Source organism: Tumebacillus avium, assembly GCF_002162355.1.
Taxonomy (GTDB): domain Bacteria; phylum Bacillota; class Bacilli; order Tumebacillales; family Tumebacillaceae; genus Tumebacillus_A; species Tumebacillus_A avium.
Window position 1 is genome coordinate 124,420 of record NZ_CP021434.1, and the last position, 13,936, is coordinate 138,355.

A 13,936-nucleotide genomic window follows, 5' to 3' on the forward strand; every position below is an offset into this window, starting at 1 on the left:
AAATTGACGGATTTACTCGCTTTTTGTCAGGCGAGCTGTGCGTTCCGCCACTTCGTCCGGGTTGACAAAAAGCTGCGCAACTCCTGTGTCCATCGCCGCCTTCGCCACCGCTTTGGCGACGTTTGGCGCGACGCGCGGATCGAACGGCTTGGGAATGACATAATCGGGAGACAGCTCGTGCGGCTGGATCAGTTCGGCGATCGCGTAGGCGGCGGCGATCTTCATCTCTTCATTGATCGAAGTCGCCCGCACGTCAAGCGCGCCGCGGAAAATCCCCGGGAACGCCAGCACGTTGTTGACTTGGTTCGGATAGTCGGAACGGCCTGTCCCCACAACCTTCGCGCCAGCCTCCATCGCTTCGTCGGGGCGGATCTCCGGATCGGGATTGGCCATAGCGAAAATGATCGGGTCGCGGTTCATCGAGCGGACCATGTCGGACGTGACCGCATCGGCGACCGAAACGCCGATAAAGACGTCGGCCCCTTCGAGCACCTCTTCCAAACTGCCGGTGACGCGCTCGCGGTTGGTATTTTTTGCGATCAGCTCTTTGACCGGGTTCATCCCTTCGACGCGGCCTTCATAGATCGCGCCTTTGGTGTCGCACATGACGACGTGTTTGACCCCCATCGAGAGCAGCAGCTTGATGATCGCAATACCAGCCGCACCCGCGCCGTTGGCTACTACTTTGATGTCCTGCATCCGCTTGCCGACCACTTTCAATGCATTGATCAGACCGGCCAGCGTCACGATCGCCGTGCCGTGCTGGTCATCGTGGAAGACCGGGATGTTCAGCTCTTCTTTGAGCCGCTGCTCGATCACAAAGCACGCCGGAGCTGCGATGTCTTCGAGGTTGATGCCGCCAAACGTCGGCTCGAGCAGCTTGACGGTGCGGATGATCTCCTCCACGTCGGTCGTGTCCAGGCAGATCGGCACCGCATCGACACCGGCGAATGCTTTAAAAAGAACCGCTTTCCCTTCCATGACCGGCAGGGCCGCATGCGGACCGATGTTGCCAAGTCCAAGAACGGCGGTTCCGTCACTGACGACGGCAACAAAATTGCCTTTGGCTGTATAGTCATAAACGCGCTCAGGCGTCTTGTGAATCTCTTTGCACGGCTCGGCGACCCCCGGGCTGTAAGCCAGGCTGAGATCGCGGGCATTGCTCACAGGCACCTTGGAGGTGACGGCGAGCTTGCCCTGATGAACGCGGTGCAGTTCAAGTGCATCTTCTCGCAACGACACGTACTTTCACTCCTTTTCCGGGCCCTGCCCAATTGAGGAAAAAACGGGCAGGGTCAAGCGTCAAATTTTATTATATCATGCCGCTGCGTTCCCTTTCTACCAACCAGTCATTTACGTAGTAAGATCGGATTAAGGCTTGGCAGAACGATGTGCGATACGGGCGGAGGCTGCTGCTGCCACGCCTGCCACCAAGTCGTCGAGGAAGACGTGGACACCATTGCTCTTGTTATTAAGTTTCGCGATGATACCGATTTTTTCCTTGTCCAAAAAGCCGAACGAGGTCAGGCCGATCGAACCGTACACGTTGGTGATGGAGAGGGCGAGAATCTCATCGACGCCATACAGCGGCTCATCCGTATCAAGGATGCGCTGCAAAGGCTCGGGCAGGGCTTTCTGCTCGGCGAGTTCGTCGAGCGCCACGCCGGTGTACAGGGCGTATTGCACTTCGCGTTTGGCGAGCACGCGCATGACGCTGGTCACGCACGGGTCGCGCTCAAGGTCAGGGTGATAAGGTTTTTGCAGCGTATACACGATATCCACAATGTCGTCGACGGTGACTCCGCGACGTTCCAACAGTTCGATAATTTCACGGGCCATATGGGTACAACCTCCCTGCAGATAAGAGAAGATAGTTACATCCTATGTGCATGAGCCCAGAAGGTTGCTTAGTTTCTCCGCATTTTTTTGACAACGGCGCCCTGCCCCAAGATCCGTTCCGCCGCCGCCACAAACTGCGGTGTCATCGCCACCGCGTACCGCTCCGACAGTTCCCGCGCCTTGCGCGTCGCCGTGTAAAACAACAGCACAGGCAACGTCCCGTGGAAGCTCGTGATCACCTGCTGCAGCTCCGCGAGGCGCGGTTCGTCCTCCGGGCGAATGCGCAGATAGACGACCGGTTGGCCTTGCTGGGAAGCATCGCCGGAAAGTCTTGCGTCATTCGCAGGGATTCCCTCATGTTCACCCGCTGCTTCCGGTTCAAGCGCTTTGATCTGTTCGGCGATGATTTTCACTTCATCCCCGCGCTGCTGCAGCCGGCCGCGCACGGCGATCACTTCGGCATCCAGCATCGGTTCGCTGCGCTTGAAGACTTCCGGGAAGAGGACGACTTCGGCGAGTCCGGTGGTGTCCTCGACTTCTAAGAACGCCATGCGCGCGCCTTTCTTGGTCTGGATCTTCTTGGCCTGGCGCAGCATTCCGCAGACGGTGACCATCGCCCCGTCGGGCGTGTCGGCGAGCTCGATCATCCGCTTGTCGGCGATCTGCTCCAACAGGCGGCGGTACGGTGTCAGCGGGGAACCGGTCACATACAGCCCAAGCAGTTCCTTCTCCATCTCCAGCCGTTCGCGCAGCGAATAGTCGCTCGTCTCCGGCAGCACAAATTCCCGCTTCTTCTGCTCCCCCTGCCCTTCCATCATCCCAAACATGCTGATCTGGCTGTCATCATGCTCCTTTTGCTTCACCCGGCCCTGCTCCACCGCTTCCTCCAGCGCCAACAGCATCGCCCGGCGGTTGCCGTGCAACTCATCAAAACAGCCCGCTCGAATCAGCGACTCGATCGCCTTCTTGTTGCACGACCGCGCATCCACCCGCTCGCAAAAATCAACCAGATCGCCAAAAGGCTGCTTGCGCCGCGTCTGCACCAGCGACTGAATCGCCGCCACGCCGACATTTTTGATCGCCAGCAGGCCAAAACGTATTTTTCCGTTCTCCACCGTAAACCGATAGGCGCTCTTGTTCACATCGGGCGGCAATACCCCGATGCTCATCCGGCGCGCATCATCCACATACTGCGCCACCTTGTGCGATGACATCATCACGCTCGTCAAAAGCGCCGCCATGTACGCCGCCGGATGGTTGGCCTTCAGATAACAGGTCTGGTACGCCAGCACCGCATACGCCGCCGCATGCGCCCGGTTAAATCCATAATCGGCAAAGCGCACGATCAAATCATACACCTCATGCGCCAACTGTTCCCCGTACCCTTTTTGCAAACACCCGTCCACAAAGATCGCCCGCTGCTCATCGAGCACATCGCGCTTCTTTTTGCCGACCGCGCGGCGCAGCAGATCGGCCTGCCCCAGCGAAAAGCCGGCCATCGTCGAAGCGATCTGCATGATCTGCTCCTGATAGACGATGACGCCATACGTATCTTCCAAGATCGGTTGCAGGTCCGGATGCGGATAGCGAACGGCCACCTCGCCGTGCTTTGCTTTAATAAACGTCGGGATGTTCTCCATCGGACCCGGCCGGTACAGCGAAATCACGGCGATGATATCCTCAAACGTCGACGGGCGCAGCTCGCGCAGCACATGCTTTACCCCGGAGGATTCCAGCTGGAAACACCCGTCCGTATCCCCGCGGCAGAGCAGCTCAAACGTCTTGGGATCCTCCATCTCCAGCTCCGAAAAGCGAATCTGCCGCCCTTCCGTCTGCTTGACGATCTCAATCGTCTGGTCGATCAGGCTCAGATAGCGCAGCCCCAGAAAATCCATCTTCAGCAGCCCGACATCCTCCAGCACTTCCATCGAGTACTGTGTCACGACGCCGCCTTCCGCCCCGCGCTGCAGCGGTACGTATTCGGTCAGAGGAGCTTTGGAAATCACCACGCCTGCCGCATGCAGCGACGTGTGTCTGGGCAGCCCTTCGATCTGGCGCGCCGTGTCGACCAGTTTGCGCACCTGCGCGTCGGTCTGGTAGTACTTTTGAAAATCAGCATCGGCCAGCGCTTTTTCAATCGTGATGCCTAAGAAATGCGGCACCATCTTCGCCGTCTTGTCCACCGTTGACTGCGGCAGGTCGAGCACCCGACCGACATCGCGGATCGCCGCGCGGGCCGCCATCGTTCCGAACGTGACGATCTGCGCCACGCGATCCGCCCCGTACTTGCCTGTCACATATTCGATCACTTCCCCGCGCCGCTCGAACTCAAAGTCGATGTCGATATCCGGCCACGAGATCCGCTCCGGATTCAAAAAGCGCTGAAACAGAAGATTGAACTTGATCGGATCGACGTCGGTGATCCGCAGCACATACGAGACCAGACTCCCTGCTGCCGATCCGCGCCCGGGTCCTGTCGAGATACCGTTCTCATGTGCAAACCGCATAAAGTCCCACACGATCAAAAAGTAGCCCGCGAAGCCCATCGACCCGATCACGTCCAGCTCATAGCGCAGACGTTCCCACACTTCCGGCCCCGGATCGCCGTAGCGCACCTTCGCGCCCTGCTCGCACAGGTGCGCCAGATAGGTCTGCTCCGTATACCCCGGCGGCAGGTCAAACGCCGGCAAATGCGTCTCGTTCAGATTGAGCTCCACATGACAGCGGTCGGCGATCTTCCGCGCATTGTGCAACGCCTCCGGAAAATGCGAAAACAGCTCCGTCATCTCCGCATCCGACTTCATATAATACTGGTCGGTGAGCAGGCGCGGCCGGTTCTCTTCGCCGATCGTGCGCCCTTCGCGAATGCAGGCCAGCACGTCTTGCACCGCCGCCTCGTCCTGCTGCAGGTAGTGAACCGCATTGGTCACCACCAGCGGCAGGTTGACCTTGTACGACAGCTGCACCAGATTTTGCACGACTTGCTTTTCCTCCAGAATCCCGTGATCCTGCAGTTCCAGATAGAAATTGTCCTTGCCAAAAATCGCCGCGTATTCATTGGCTGTATGTTCGGCCGCCAGCAAGTCGCCTTGTTGAATCTTCTGCGCCACTTCCCCTTCCAGCCCGGAAGACAGCGCGATCAGCCCTTCGCGATGGCGTTTCAGCGCCTGCTTGTCGGTGCAAGGCAGCGTTCCGCCGCTATCCAGTTGCGCCTCCGACACGATCTTCAGCAGATTGCGGTACCCGGCCAGATTTTCGGCGAGCAGCACCAACCGATACGGCGTTTCGCCGCGCAACTGCCGGTCGCGCAGACTCCCCCGCGCCACCAGCACCTCACAGCCCAAGATCGGCTTGATCCCGGCCGCCTTCGCCTTCTTATAAAACTCCACCGCCCCGTACATCACACCAAGGTCGGTCATCGCCACCGCATCCATGCCCAAGGCAGACGCCCGTTCTACCAACTCGTCAATCCGGCACAGCCCGCGCAGCAAACTGTATTCTGTATGTACATTCAGGTGGACGAACCCGTTCATCGTCCAGCCCCCTTTCGTATGCGAACAAACATTCTCCTGTCATTATACAAAAAAATCCCCTCTCGCATCCATACGGCAGAGGGAGAATCGGCGATTATTTCGAATAGATCGTGGTGTTACTGCTGTTTCAACTTCACCTCATACAAATCCAGTCTTCGATCCCGCAATTGCGTCACGCTGCCCGACTTTCTTGTGCGGCGCAGCAGTTCCAAGTCGATATCGCCAACCACGACCGTCTCGATGTTTTCGCTGCACATGCCGACGATTCCATCTCGCGGGAATGAGTAGTCGGACGGCGTGAAGATGCCGGACTGGGCGTATTGAATGTCCATGTTCTCGACATGGGACAAGTTGCCGACCGTCCCGGAGATCACCGTGTAGACTTGGTTTTCGATCGCGCGGGCTTGGGAGCAGGTGCGCACGCGGAGGTAGCCTTGGCGGTCTTCGGTGTTAAACGGGGTGAAGATGATGTTCGCGCCTTTTTGCGTGACGATGCGGGCGAGCTCGGGGAACTCGATGTCGTAGCAGACGAGGATCGCGATCTTGCCGCAGTCGGTGTTAAAGACGCGGATGTCATCGCCCGGCTGCACCCCCCACCATTTTGTTTCGTTGGGGGTGATGTGGATCTTATACTGCCGCTCGATCGTCCCGTCGCGGCGGAACAGATACGCGATGTTGTAGATGTGGTGGTCTTCCTCCACAAAATGTGAGCCGCCCACGATGTTCACATTGTATTTGACGGCCAGCGAGGTCATCAGGTGCAGGTAGTCTTCGGTGTACTCGGTCAGCTTGCGAACGGCGACGCTTGGCGTTTTTTCATCCAAAAAGGACAGGAGCTGCATCGTGAAGATCTCCGGGAACACGGCGAAGTCCGACCCGTAGTTGGACGCGACATCGACGTAATACTCGCACTGCTGGGCGAAGTCTTCGAAGCTCTCGATCTTTTTCATCATGTATTGGATCACGCAGATGCGCACCGGGAACGACGTTTTGAACTGTTTGCGCGTCTGTGGCAAGTAGTCGACGTTGTTCCATTCCATCAAGGTGGCGTATTGCAGCGACTGTTTGTCATCCGCGAGGTAATGCGTGTTGATCCGCTTCACCGTAAAGCCGTTCATCAGTTGGAACGTCAGCACGGGGTCATAGATGTTGTGTGCCATCACCTCTTCGACATACTGGCGCGGCGACATGTTGTCGGCGTAAAGGTGGTAGTTGGGAATGCGCCCGCCGATGATGATGCTTTTTAAGTTCAGCTCCTGGGCGAGCTTCTTGCGCGCTTCGTACAGGCGCCGCCCGATCTTCATCCGGCGGTAGTCAGGGTGCACCATGACTTCCATGCCGTACAGGTTAAAGCCTTCCGGGTCGTGGTTGCGGATGTAGCCATGATCGGTGATCTCGTTCCAGGTGTGCTGGGCGTTGTATTCGTTAAAGTCAACGACCAGGCTGGAGCAGGAACCGATGATTTTGCCTTCATATTCCACACAGAACTGCCCTTCCGGAAAATGGCGCAGGTGGCTTTGCAACTGCTCGATCTTCCACAGATCCATATTGGGAAAACAGATCTTTTGCAACGCGATCAGCTCTTCGAAGTCTTCACGCTCGATGTTGCGCAGGATCATTTTTTTCTCAAATTTTGAAAGGTCAATGTCTGACATGCTGTGTCAATCCTCCCCGTTCTATCCCAAACGTAATGAAAGTGTACCGTTTGGATGTGGTTATTATGCCTCCGAAATGAAAACAAAAAGCCTCCTCTTCGCGATGAAGGGGAGGCAATTTATTATTCAATCGGGTAGGTGTTCCAGCCTTGCTCGGAAATCACCCGGTCGACTTCGCGGCTGTTGGTCAAATACAGCGCGTAGAGGTTCCAGCTTGCGTCGATCGGGATGCGCACCATCTTGGCATCCGGCGGGAGCATCTCTTTGTTCCACACGCGGTACCGGTAGAGGCTTTTGACGGTGATGAGGCCCGGTGTGACATTGCTTTGCTCCATCCACGGATGTCCGATGACGAGGTTGACCTTTTGTTCTTTCAGGTAGCCGAACGTCGTGATGCGGTAATGACCCGGCTTGTTGCTGTGGTGGTCGCCGTGGCGGGCGATCCAGGCGTCGTTTAAGCCGAGCATGTCGATCGTGCGCAGCTTGGCGTAGTACGGTGTCGCTCCGGCGGCGGTGACGGCGATGGTGACATCGCGGTTGTAGTTAAACGCATCGCCGAGGACGCGGCCGATCTCGTCCCAGTTTTCATTTTCGTTGGTGAGATGGGCGGCGAGGGTGGTGCGCGTTTCGATGTTCTTGCGGTAACTCGCCGTGTCGAAGTTGACCGCGTGGCTGTAGGAGCCGGCGACGACGACGAGGGCGAGCAGCGCTTGCAGCCAGCGCCATTTCACGCATTTGACGATCAGCCAGGCGAGCAGCATGAACGCAAACGGCAGGATCGGCACGAGAAAGCGGAACTCCATAAAATCGCCGCCGACTTTGACGATGTAGCCGAGCCAGAGCAGGACGGTCACCGAGAGAATGGCGGTGTAGACGTTGGTGAAGATCCGTTTGGCAAACGCCAGCGCCAAGAGCGGGAACGGGAGCAGCCAATAGGAGATGAAAAACATGCCGAGGAAGCGGATGCCGTTTTTCTCAAGGGCGACGCTGCCGACTTTGGCATAAAAGGTGTTCGGGAGGATGTTGCCGTAGTAGGACAGCTTCCACAAGAACCAGCCGCCGACGAGCAGCAAAAACGGCAGGGCGAGGGCGGCGAAGTTCAGCGCCTTCTGCTTGCCGGATGTGCTGTCGCGCAACAGGAAAAACAGGGTGAGCGGCCCGATGAAGATCAAAAAGACGGCCGAGTCGAGCCGCGTCATCGCAGCGAGGCTGGCCAGCACGGAGATCTCGAGCAACGGGATGATGCCCCATTTGCGGCGTTTGATGCCCATGAACAGAACGTAGAGGATCATCGAAAACAGGCTGGCTTGGAGCTGTGTTTCCAGCCCGCCGGTCGCGTACATGCTAAAGGTGTAGTTGGTGCCGAGCAGAATGATCGTGAGCAGGCCGACCGCTTTTGATTCAAATACCTGAACGGCGGCGTGGTAGGTAAAATGCAACGTCACCAGGAACAGCAGCAGCCCGGCCGCGTACGAAAACGCCACCACGTCGATGCCAAGCTTGATCGGGATGACCATGATAAGTGTCCATAAGAAGTTCGTATAGCCTTCAATCCGCTCCCCCTCGTTCCAGACGAGGCCCAAGCCGGATGCTAAGTGATCTGCATAACGAAACGAGATAAAAGCGTCATCTTGCACAAAGCGATTCAGAAAAGCCAGTCCGAGCAGAACAAATACCAGCAGGAACAAGCCAACTTGGTATGGTGATTTTTCTAATTTGAACGACTCCCGCATTCCATCATCTCCTACAATCTAAACGACTCATTTGACTAAGGCTAACGCCTATTTCGGGTGTATTGCAATGGTTGTTAGCTTGGGCTCACGATTCAGATCAGCATCTAATCAGCATCTAATCAGCATCTAATCAGCATCTAATCAGCATCTAATCAGCATCTAATCAGCATCTAATCAGCATCTAATCAGCATCTAATCAGCATCTAATCAGCATCTAATCAGCATTTGATCAGCATCTGATCAGTTTCGGATCAGTGAAATGCTTATCGCTCAAGCACTTGTGCTGTATATAAGGCTTTCCCCATCAGATCTCCGTGGCTAGAGATTTCGACGTCGACTTTGCCGAATTTGCGGCCGGAGTCGACGATGGTGGCACGGACGGTGACCGGGGCGTCGATCTGGATCGGCTTGAGGAAATAGACGGAGACGTTTTCGACGACCATATCCGAATTCTTCAAGCGGCGGATCGCCAGCGTCCCTGCCTCATTGATCAGCGTCATCAGCACACCGGGTCCCATCGTGCCCATCTGGTTGGTCATCTGCGGGGTGACCACGCCGGAGAGCACCACGCTTTTGCCGTCGCCCGCTTCTTCTTTAAAATGGCTGAGGATGATATCTTGAATCGTCTGCGCCACCTGGGGCTGATTTTGAACATGCTGCATGGCACGGATCACATCTTGGCGCGAGATCACCCCGACCAGCCTTTTGTGATCAACTACCGGGAGCAGCTCAAATCCTTCCCAGACCATCATGTGCGCCGCATACGCCACCGTCGTCCGCCCGGAGGCGCTGATCGGGCTGCGCGTCATCACCCGCTCGATCGGCTCCTCAAGATCATGACCCGTCACGTCTTTGGACGTCACGATCCCCACCAGACGCTCCCCGCTGTCCAGCACGGGAAACCGCGTATGGCCCGTCTCTTCCACCATCCGGTACCACGCCTGGATCGTATCGCCCACGTACATCACATCAGGGATCACATTGGCCGGCAAAATATCTTCGACCAGCAGGATCTCCTTTTTAATCAAGCGGTCATAAATCGCCCGGTTGATCAGCGTGGCGATCGTAAACGAATCGTACGCCGACGAGATGATCGGCAACTGCAGCTGATCGGCCAGCACCTTCACATCGTCGGTCGTGTCAAATCCGCCCGTGATCAGCACCGCCGCGCCATGCTCCAATGAAATCTTATGTACCTGCTCGCGGTTGCCGACGATCATCAGCGAGTCGCGGTCGATGTAGCGGAGCATCGCATCCACTTCCATCGCGCCGATGACGAATTTGCTCAGCGTCTTGTGCAACCCTTCCTTGCCGCCCAGCACCGTGCCTTCGACGATGTTCACGACCTCGGCAAACGTAAGACGTTCAATGTTCTTCTTTTGCTTCTTCTCGATCCGGACCGTCCCGACCCGCTCGATCGTCGAAACGATGCCCCGCGTTTCCGCTTCCTTGATCGCACGGTAAGCGGTGCCTTCGCTGACTTCCATCACTTTGGCGATCTGGCGGACGGAGATCTTATTGCCGACTTCCAGGTCTTCGATATATTTTAATATCTGCTCATGCTTCGTCGTGCTCATCTTGGCAGCCTCCGAACTTCCCAATCTATCCTGTCTCTTCTCAATACCCTCTCCTATTATAGTACAGCTTGAATAAAAAAACGCACCCTTTTTGGGTGCGTTAGGACATAAAACGGCGCTGCTTCTTTTGTCTCATCTCGCGCTTTGCTTCGCTGAAGTAGCCGCGCTTAAATTCGCGCAAGCCCCGTTCCAGCCACTCGTTGCGCTTCTTTTTGCGATCCTGTTTCTCCTTGTCCACCCCGATCAGGTAATACAGGTTGGAACTGATGATCAACATCGCAAAAGCCAGCCATACACACGTGAAAGCACCTTCCAGCGACCACGTTACATGCGGCACGCGCGGCAGTGCGTAGAACAGCAAGGCGAGACCAATCGTCATGTAGACAAAGCTGCGCGTCGTCTGTTTGCGCTTCAAAGCGAACTGCCCCCTTCTCCTCGTACAAGTCCCTGTCTTTTACACGATATGCGCCCAAGACGGGGGGTATGTCCGAAAAAAGGCAAAAAAATAGGTGACCTCAAACCGCGGGGTCACTTCTGAAAAGGGGGTAATGTCGATGTAGTTACATCTTACGCCAGATATATTACGGCATTATTACAAGAACCTTACAGAAGAATGTTTTTTTAATACACCTGTCTTCTGCATAGCCAAGCGCGGCGCGTGGGATAGTAACACGTGTAATCAGTTTCCCTGAAATCTGAGAAGGAGGGATCACGATGTCCGTTCTGAGCAACTTCGATCAATGGAAAGAGTTCCTGGGCGACCGCGTCTCCCAAGCGGTTGATGCAGGCATGTCGAACGACAAAATCTCCAACGTAGCGTATCGCGTTGGCGAATACCTCGCCGACAAAGTGGACCCGAAAAATGAACAAGAGCGTCTGCTGCAAGAAATGTGGAACATCAGCGACGAAGAAGACCGCCACGCGCTGGCTCGCGTCATGGTCAACCTGGTCGCGAAACACTAAGCAGTACAAAAAGGAGGTGTCTGCCGACACCTCCTTTTTTTCTGTGCTTTTATGCTTCCACCGACTCGTCGGAGCCGAGCACGATGCCTTTGAGATCATATTCGCCGAGGCGATCCACCCATTGCTGTGCGTCCTGCTTGATCGGCGGGAAGGTGTTGAAGTGAATCGGGAAGGTGACGCCGGCCTTGATCCACGACGCCGCCAGCAGCGCGTCGTCCGGGCCCATCGTGTAGTTGTCCCCGATCGGCAGCGCCGCGATGTCGATCTTGTTCAGCTCGCCGATCAGTTTCATGTCGCCAAACAGGCCCGTATCGCCGGCATGGTAAAACGTCTTGCCGCCCATGGTCAGCAAAATGCCGGTCGGCATGCCCCCGTAGACCAGGTCGCCGTTCGGCAGCTCAAATGCGGAGCCGTGGAACGCCTGGGTCAGCTTGACGCGGCCAAAATCAAAGTTATACCCGCCGCCGATGCTCATGCCGTGCGCCTTCACGCCGTGCTTCGCTTCGAGGTAGGTCGCGATCTCGTGGTTGGCGATGATCAGGCAGTCGTTGTTTTTCGCGATCTCCACCGCATCGCCGACATGGTCGCCGTGCGCGTGGGTGATCAGCACGGCGTTTACTTTCACGTCAGCCGGCTTGACGGTCGCTTGCGGGTTGTAATTCAAAAACGGGTCGATGATGACTTTGAAGTCTCCTGCTTCCACTAAAGTGCATGCATGTCCTAAAAACGTAACTTTCATTTCTTTTTGACCTCTCTTCTCAATCTGTTTGGTTAAACATTCTCCGGCTGTGCGATCACGTCACGCACCGCTTCGCCGAGAATTTTGTGAATATCGGCATACATCATGCCAAAGCGGTATTCCGCCTCCAGATAGCGGCGGGCCGTATCGTTCATCGAGAGCGCTTCCTGCAGGCGGGTCATCTGTCCGAGATCGTCTTCTGTGACCTCTTCCCCCATCAGCCTGCGCGTCTCCAGCTCCCACTGGCGGCGGCGAAAATCATCCAAGATCTTTTTGACAGACGGGTCTTGATCGACGCGCTTTTTCAAGTCCTGCAAAAGCTGAAACTCCTGCGTGCTCTGCAGCGCGCGGGCCAGTTCGTGTGCTTTGTCATATAGATTCATGCACCAGATGACCTCCTGAAAAGTATGGGTTCAATTTCAATGGTAACAAAGTTGATGTTCATAAATCAATCTATGCTTTGTTAAATCTGTGCATGTGTGTAAATCCGACAAAAAACCTGATGATTCTACAGCACGAGCAGCGCTTGCACCAGCCCGATGATCCCCCCGAGCACCCCGCCGAGGATCGTGATCAAGCGCAACTCTTTGTTGACCACCGACAGGATCAGTTTTTCCAAAGTCGGGATCGGGTAAGACGCCACCTGATCGCGCACCACTTGGCGCAAGGCCAAAGCATCGAGCAGGGCGGGCATCGCTTCGATCAGCTCGCCGCGCAGCCAGCGCCACCCTTTCATGAACAGGCGGTCAAATTCTTCCGTATGTGTGATGTACAGCTCACGGACGTTCCATTCGGCCAAGCCGTCGACCAGCCGCCGCACAAGATCGCCGACCGTGGCCGGGTTGGCGCCTGCTGACAGGCCGTTTACGATCATGCTTGTGAACAGCTCTTTGGAAGCCGTTTCCTCCGACAGAGCCCGCTCCAGCACCACCCCGAGCACTTTTTCCAACAGGACGGCCACATCATCGGCCGACATGCGGGAGATGTAGCTGCCGATCGGCTTGCCCCAGAACTTGGCGACGACATCTTGCAGACGGTCTTGCACCAGCTCTCGTACAGACGAAGAGACGATCACCGCCTGCAGGCGCGGCACGATGTCGCCCGCCACGCGCTCCGGCGTCAAAAAGCTGACCGCCATCGGGCCGAGCAAGGGGATGTTTTTCACTTTGTCCTGCAGCATTTCGGAGATCGCCTGCACGACCTGCGGCTCCTGCATCCAGTGCGCGGCTCCTTCGAGCAGCGGCGCCACCTGCGCCCGCAGGCGGTCTTCCACGATTCCGCGCGTCCCTTCCGGCAGCGCTTCCTGCCACGTCACCTGCCCGCTGGACAGGTTGGCATGGAACGGGCCGGCAAATCCGCGGGCCAGTTCGCGGCGCGTCTCGTCGCTTTTAAGCGTGCCGCGCAGATGGTCGAACAGCCCCTCCGCCAGTCCTTCGAGGCGGTTTCTCCCCGCTTCGCTTTGCAAAAAGGCGACCGCGCGCTCAACCAGCCAGTCTGACGCTTTGCCGAGCATGTCCGGGCCAAACAGGTGGACGGAGAGTTGGCCGGCCGTTGGCGCTTCATTCAGCCGCTTGGCGAGCGCGTTGATGCCCGCCCGCTTGACCGCATATTCCAGATCGGGCCTGCTCAGCGACTTGGCCAATCCTTCCGGAGTCAGCAGGTCCTGCTCCACGATCTGGCCCAATTTTTCAGCGAGCTCATCTTGACGGCGCGGGATCAGCCCCGGCGTCAACCACACCCGTCTGCCAAAGATCCGGCGTTCTTTCCACGGGCGAAACAGCATGACGATCGCCAGCCAGTTCGTAAACAAACCGATCAAGGCACCCACGCTCACGGTGACTAACAAGACTTTCATTGTAGAATTAGACCTCCAATCAAAAAGGCCGACACATGCATG

The 13,936-nt window shown here is 56.6% G+C and carries 11 protein-coding genes; 1 reads left to right on the forward strand and 10 read right to left on the reverse strand.

Annotation, left to right across the window (positions count from 1 at the left end; genetic code table 11):
- Nucleotides 1-12 precede the first annotated feature (12 nt).
- From CBW65_RS00715 to CBW65_RS00745, 7 genes are all read right to left on the reverse strand, one after another.
- Nucleotides 13-1,242 (reverse strand): NADP-dependent malic enzyme, encoded by a 1,230-nt coding sequence (locus tag CBW65_RS00715; protein WP_087455116.1) that lies wholly within the window; start codon nt 1,240-1,242, stop codon nt 13-15.
- A gap of 129 nt (nt 1,243-1,371) precedes the next feature.
- Nucleotides 1,372-1,839 (reverse strand): phosphatidylglycerophosphatase A family protein, encoded by a 468-nt coding sequence (locus CBW65_RS00720; protein WP_087455117.1) that lies wholly within the window; start codon nt 1,837-1,839, stop codon nt 1,372-1,374.
- A gap of 68 nt (nt 1,840-1,907) precedes the next feature.
- Nucleotides 1,908-5,372 (reverse strand): DNA polymerase III subunit alpha, encoded by a 3,465-nt coding sequence (locus CBW65_RS00725; protein WP_087455118.1) that lies wholly within the window; start codon nt 5,370-5,372, stop codon nt 1,908-1,910.
- A gap of 116 nt (nt 5,373-5,488) precedes the next feature.
- Nucleotides 5,489-7,027, reverse strand: coding sequence for a bifunctional GNAT family N-acetyltransferase/carbon-nitrogen hydrolase family protein (locus tag CBW65_RS00730; protein ID WP_087455119.1), 1,539 nt, complete (start codon nt 7,025-7,027; stop codon nt 5,489-5,491).
- Nucleotides 7,028-7,149: 122 nt separating this feature from the next.
- Nucleotides 7,150-8,760, reverse strand: coding sequence for a hypothetical protein (locus CBW65_RS00735; RefSeq protein ID WP_087455120.1), 1,611 nt, complete (start codon nt 8,758-8,760; stop codon nt 7,150-7,152).
- 263 nt (nt 8,761-9,023) lie between these two features.
- Entirely contained in the window at nt 9,024-10,337 is a 1,314-nt protein-coding gene (locus CBW65_RS00740) for a DRTGG domain-containing protein (RefSeq protein ID WP_087455121.1), read from the reverse strand.
- 100 nt (nt 10,338-10,437) lie between these two features.
- Nucleotides 10,438-10,752, reverse strand: a complete 315-nt coding sequence (locus CBW65_RS00745) for a hypothetical protein (protein WP_087455122.1) — start codon at nt 10,750-10,752, stop codon at nt 10,438-10,440.
- A 299-nt stretch (nt 10,753-11,051) separates the two neighbouring features.
- On the opposite strand from CBW65_RS00745, the gene CBW65_RS00750 reads away from it, so the two are divergent.
- A complete protein-coding gene (locus tag CBW65_RS00750; protein WP_087455123.1) occupies nt 11,052-11,300 on the forward strand; it encodes a DUF3243 domain-containing protein in 249 nt (82 codons plus the stop codon).
- Between the two features lie 49 nt (nt 11,301-11,349).
- On the opposite strand, the gene CBW65_RS00755 is transcribed toward CBW65_RS00750, so the two are convergent.
- The 3 genes from CBW65_RS00755 to CBW65_RS00765 all read right to left on the reverse strand — a co-directional run bounded on the left by CBW65_RS00755 (nt 11,350) and on the right by CBW65_RS00765 (nt 13,894).
- On the reverse strand, nt 11,350-12,039 hold the full coding sequence (locus CBW65_RS00755; protein ID WP_087455124.1) for a metal-dependent hydrolase: 690 nt from the start codon (nt 12,037-12,039) through the stop codon (nt 11,350-11,352).
- Between the two features lie 32 nt (nt 12,040-12,071).
- Nucleotides 12,072-12,422 (reverse strand): YlbF/YmcA family competence regulator, encoded by a 351-nt coding sequence (locus tag CBW65_RS00760; protein WP_087455125.1) that lies wholly within the window; start codon nt 12,420-12,422, stop codon nt 12,072-12,074.
- A gap of 125 nt (nt 12,423-12,547) precedes the next feature.
- Nucleotides 12,548-13,894 carry a DUF445 family protein gene (locus CBW65_RS00765; protein ID WP_087455126.1) on the reverse strand — a complete coding sequence of 449 codons (1,347 nt, stop codon included), beginning with the start codon at nt 13,892-13,894 and terminating at the stop codon, nt 12,548-12,550.
- Between the last annotated feature and the right edge of the window lie 42 nt (nt 13,895-13,936).

Bases quoted from the DNA above. Each gene is read 5' to 3' on its own strand.
- CBW65_RS00750 (WP_087455123.1), top strand. From the start codon at position 11,052: ATGTCCGTTCTGAGCAACTTCGATCAATGGAAAGAGTTCCTGGGCGAC.
- CBW65_RS00720 (WP_087455117.1), bottom strand. From the start codon at position 1,839: ATGGCCCGTGAAATTATCGAACTGTTGGAACGTCGCGGAGTCACCGTC.
- CBW65_RS00730 (WP_087455119.1), bottom strand. From the start codon at position 7,027: ATGTCAGACATTGACCTTTCAAAATTTGAGAAAAAAATGATCCTGCGC.
- CBW65_RS00755 (WP_087455124.1), bottom strand. From the start codon at position 12,039: ATGAAAGTTACGTTTTTAGGACATGCATGCACTTTAGTGGAAGCAGGA.
- CBW65_RS00760 (WP_087455125.1), bottom strand. From the start codon at position 12,422: ATGAATCTATATGACAAAGCACACGAACTGGCCCGCGCGCTGCAGAGC.
- CBW65_RS00740 (WP_087455121.1), bottom strand. From the start codon at position 10,337: ATGAGCACGACGAAGCATGAGCAGATATTAAAATATATCGAAGACCTG.
- CBW65_RS00735 (WP_087455120.1), bottom strand. From the start codon at position 8,760: ATGCGGGAGTCGTTCAAATTAGAAAAATCACCATACCAAGTTGGCTTG.
- CBW65_RS00765 (WP_087455126.1), bottom strand. From the start codon at position 13,894: ATGAAAGTCTTGTTAGTCACCGTGAGCGTGGGTGCCTTGATCGGTTTG.
- CBW65_RS00725 (WP_087455118.1), bottom strand. From the start codon at position 5,372: ATGAACGGGTTCGTCCACCTGAATGTACATACAGAATACAGTTTGCTG.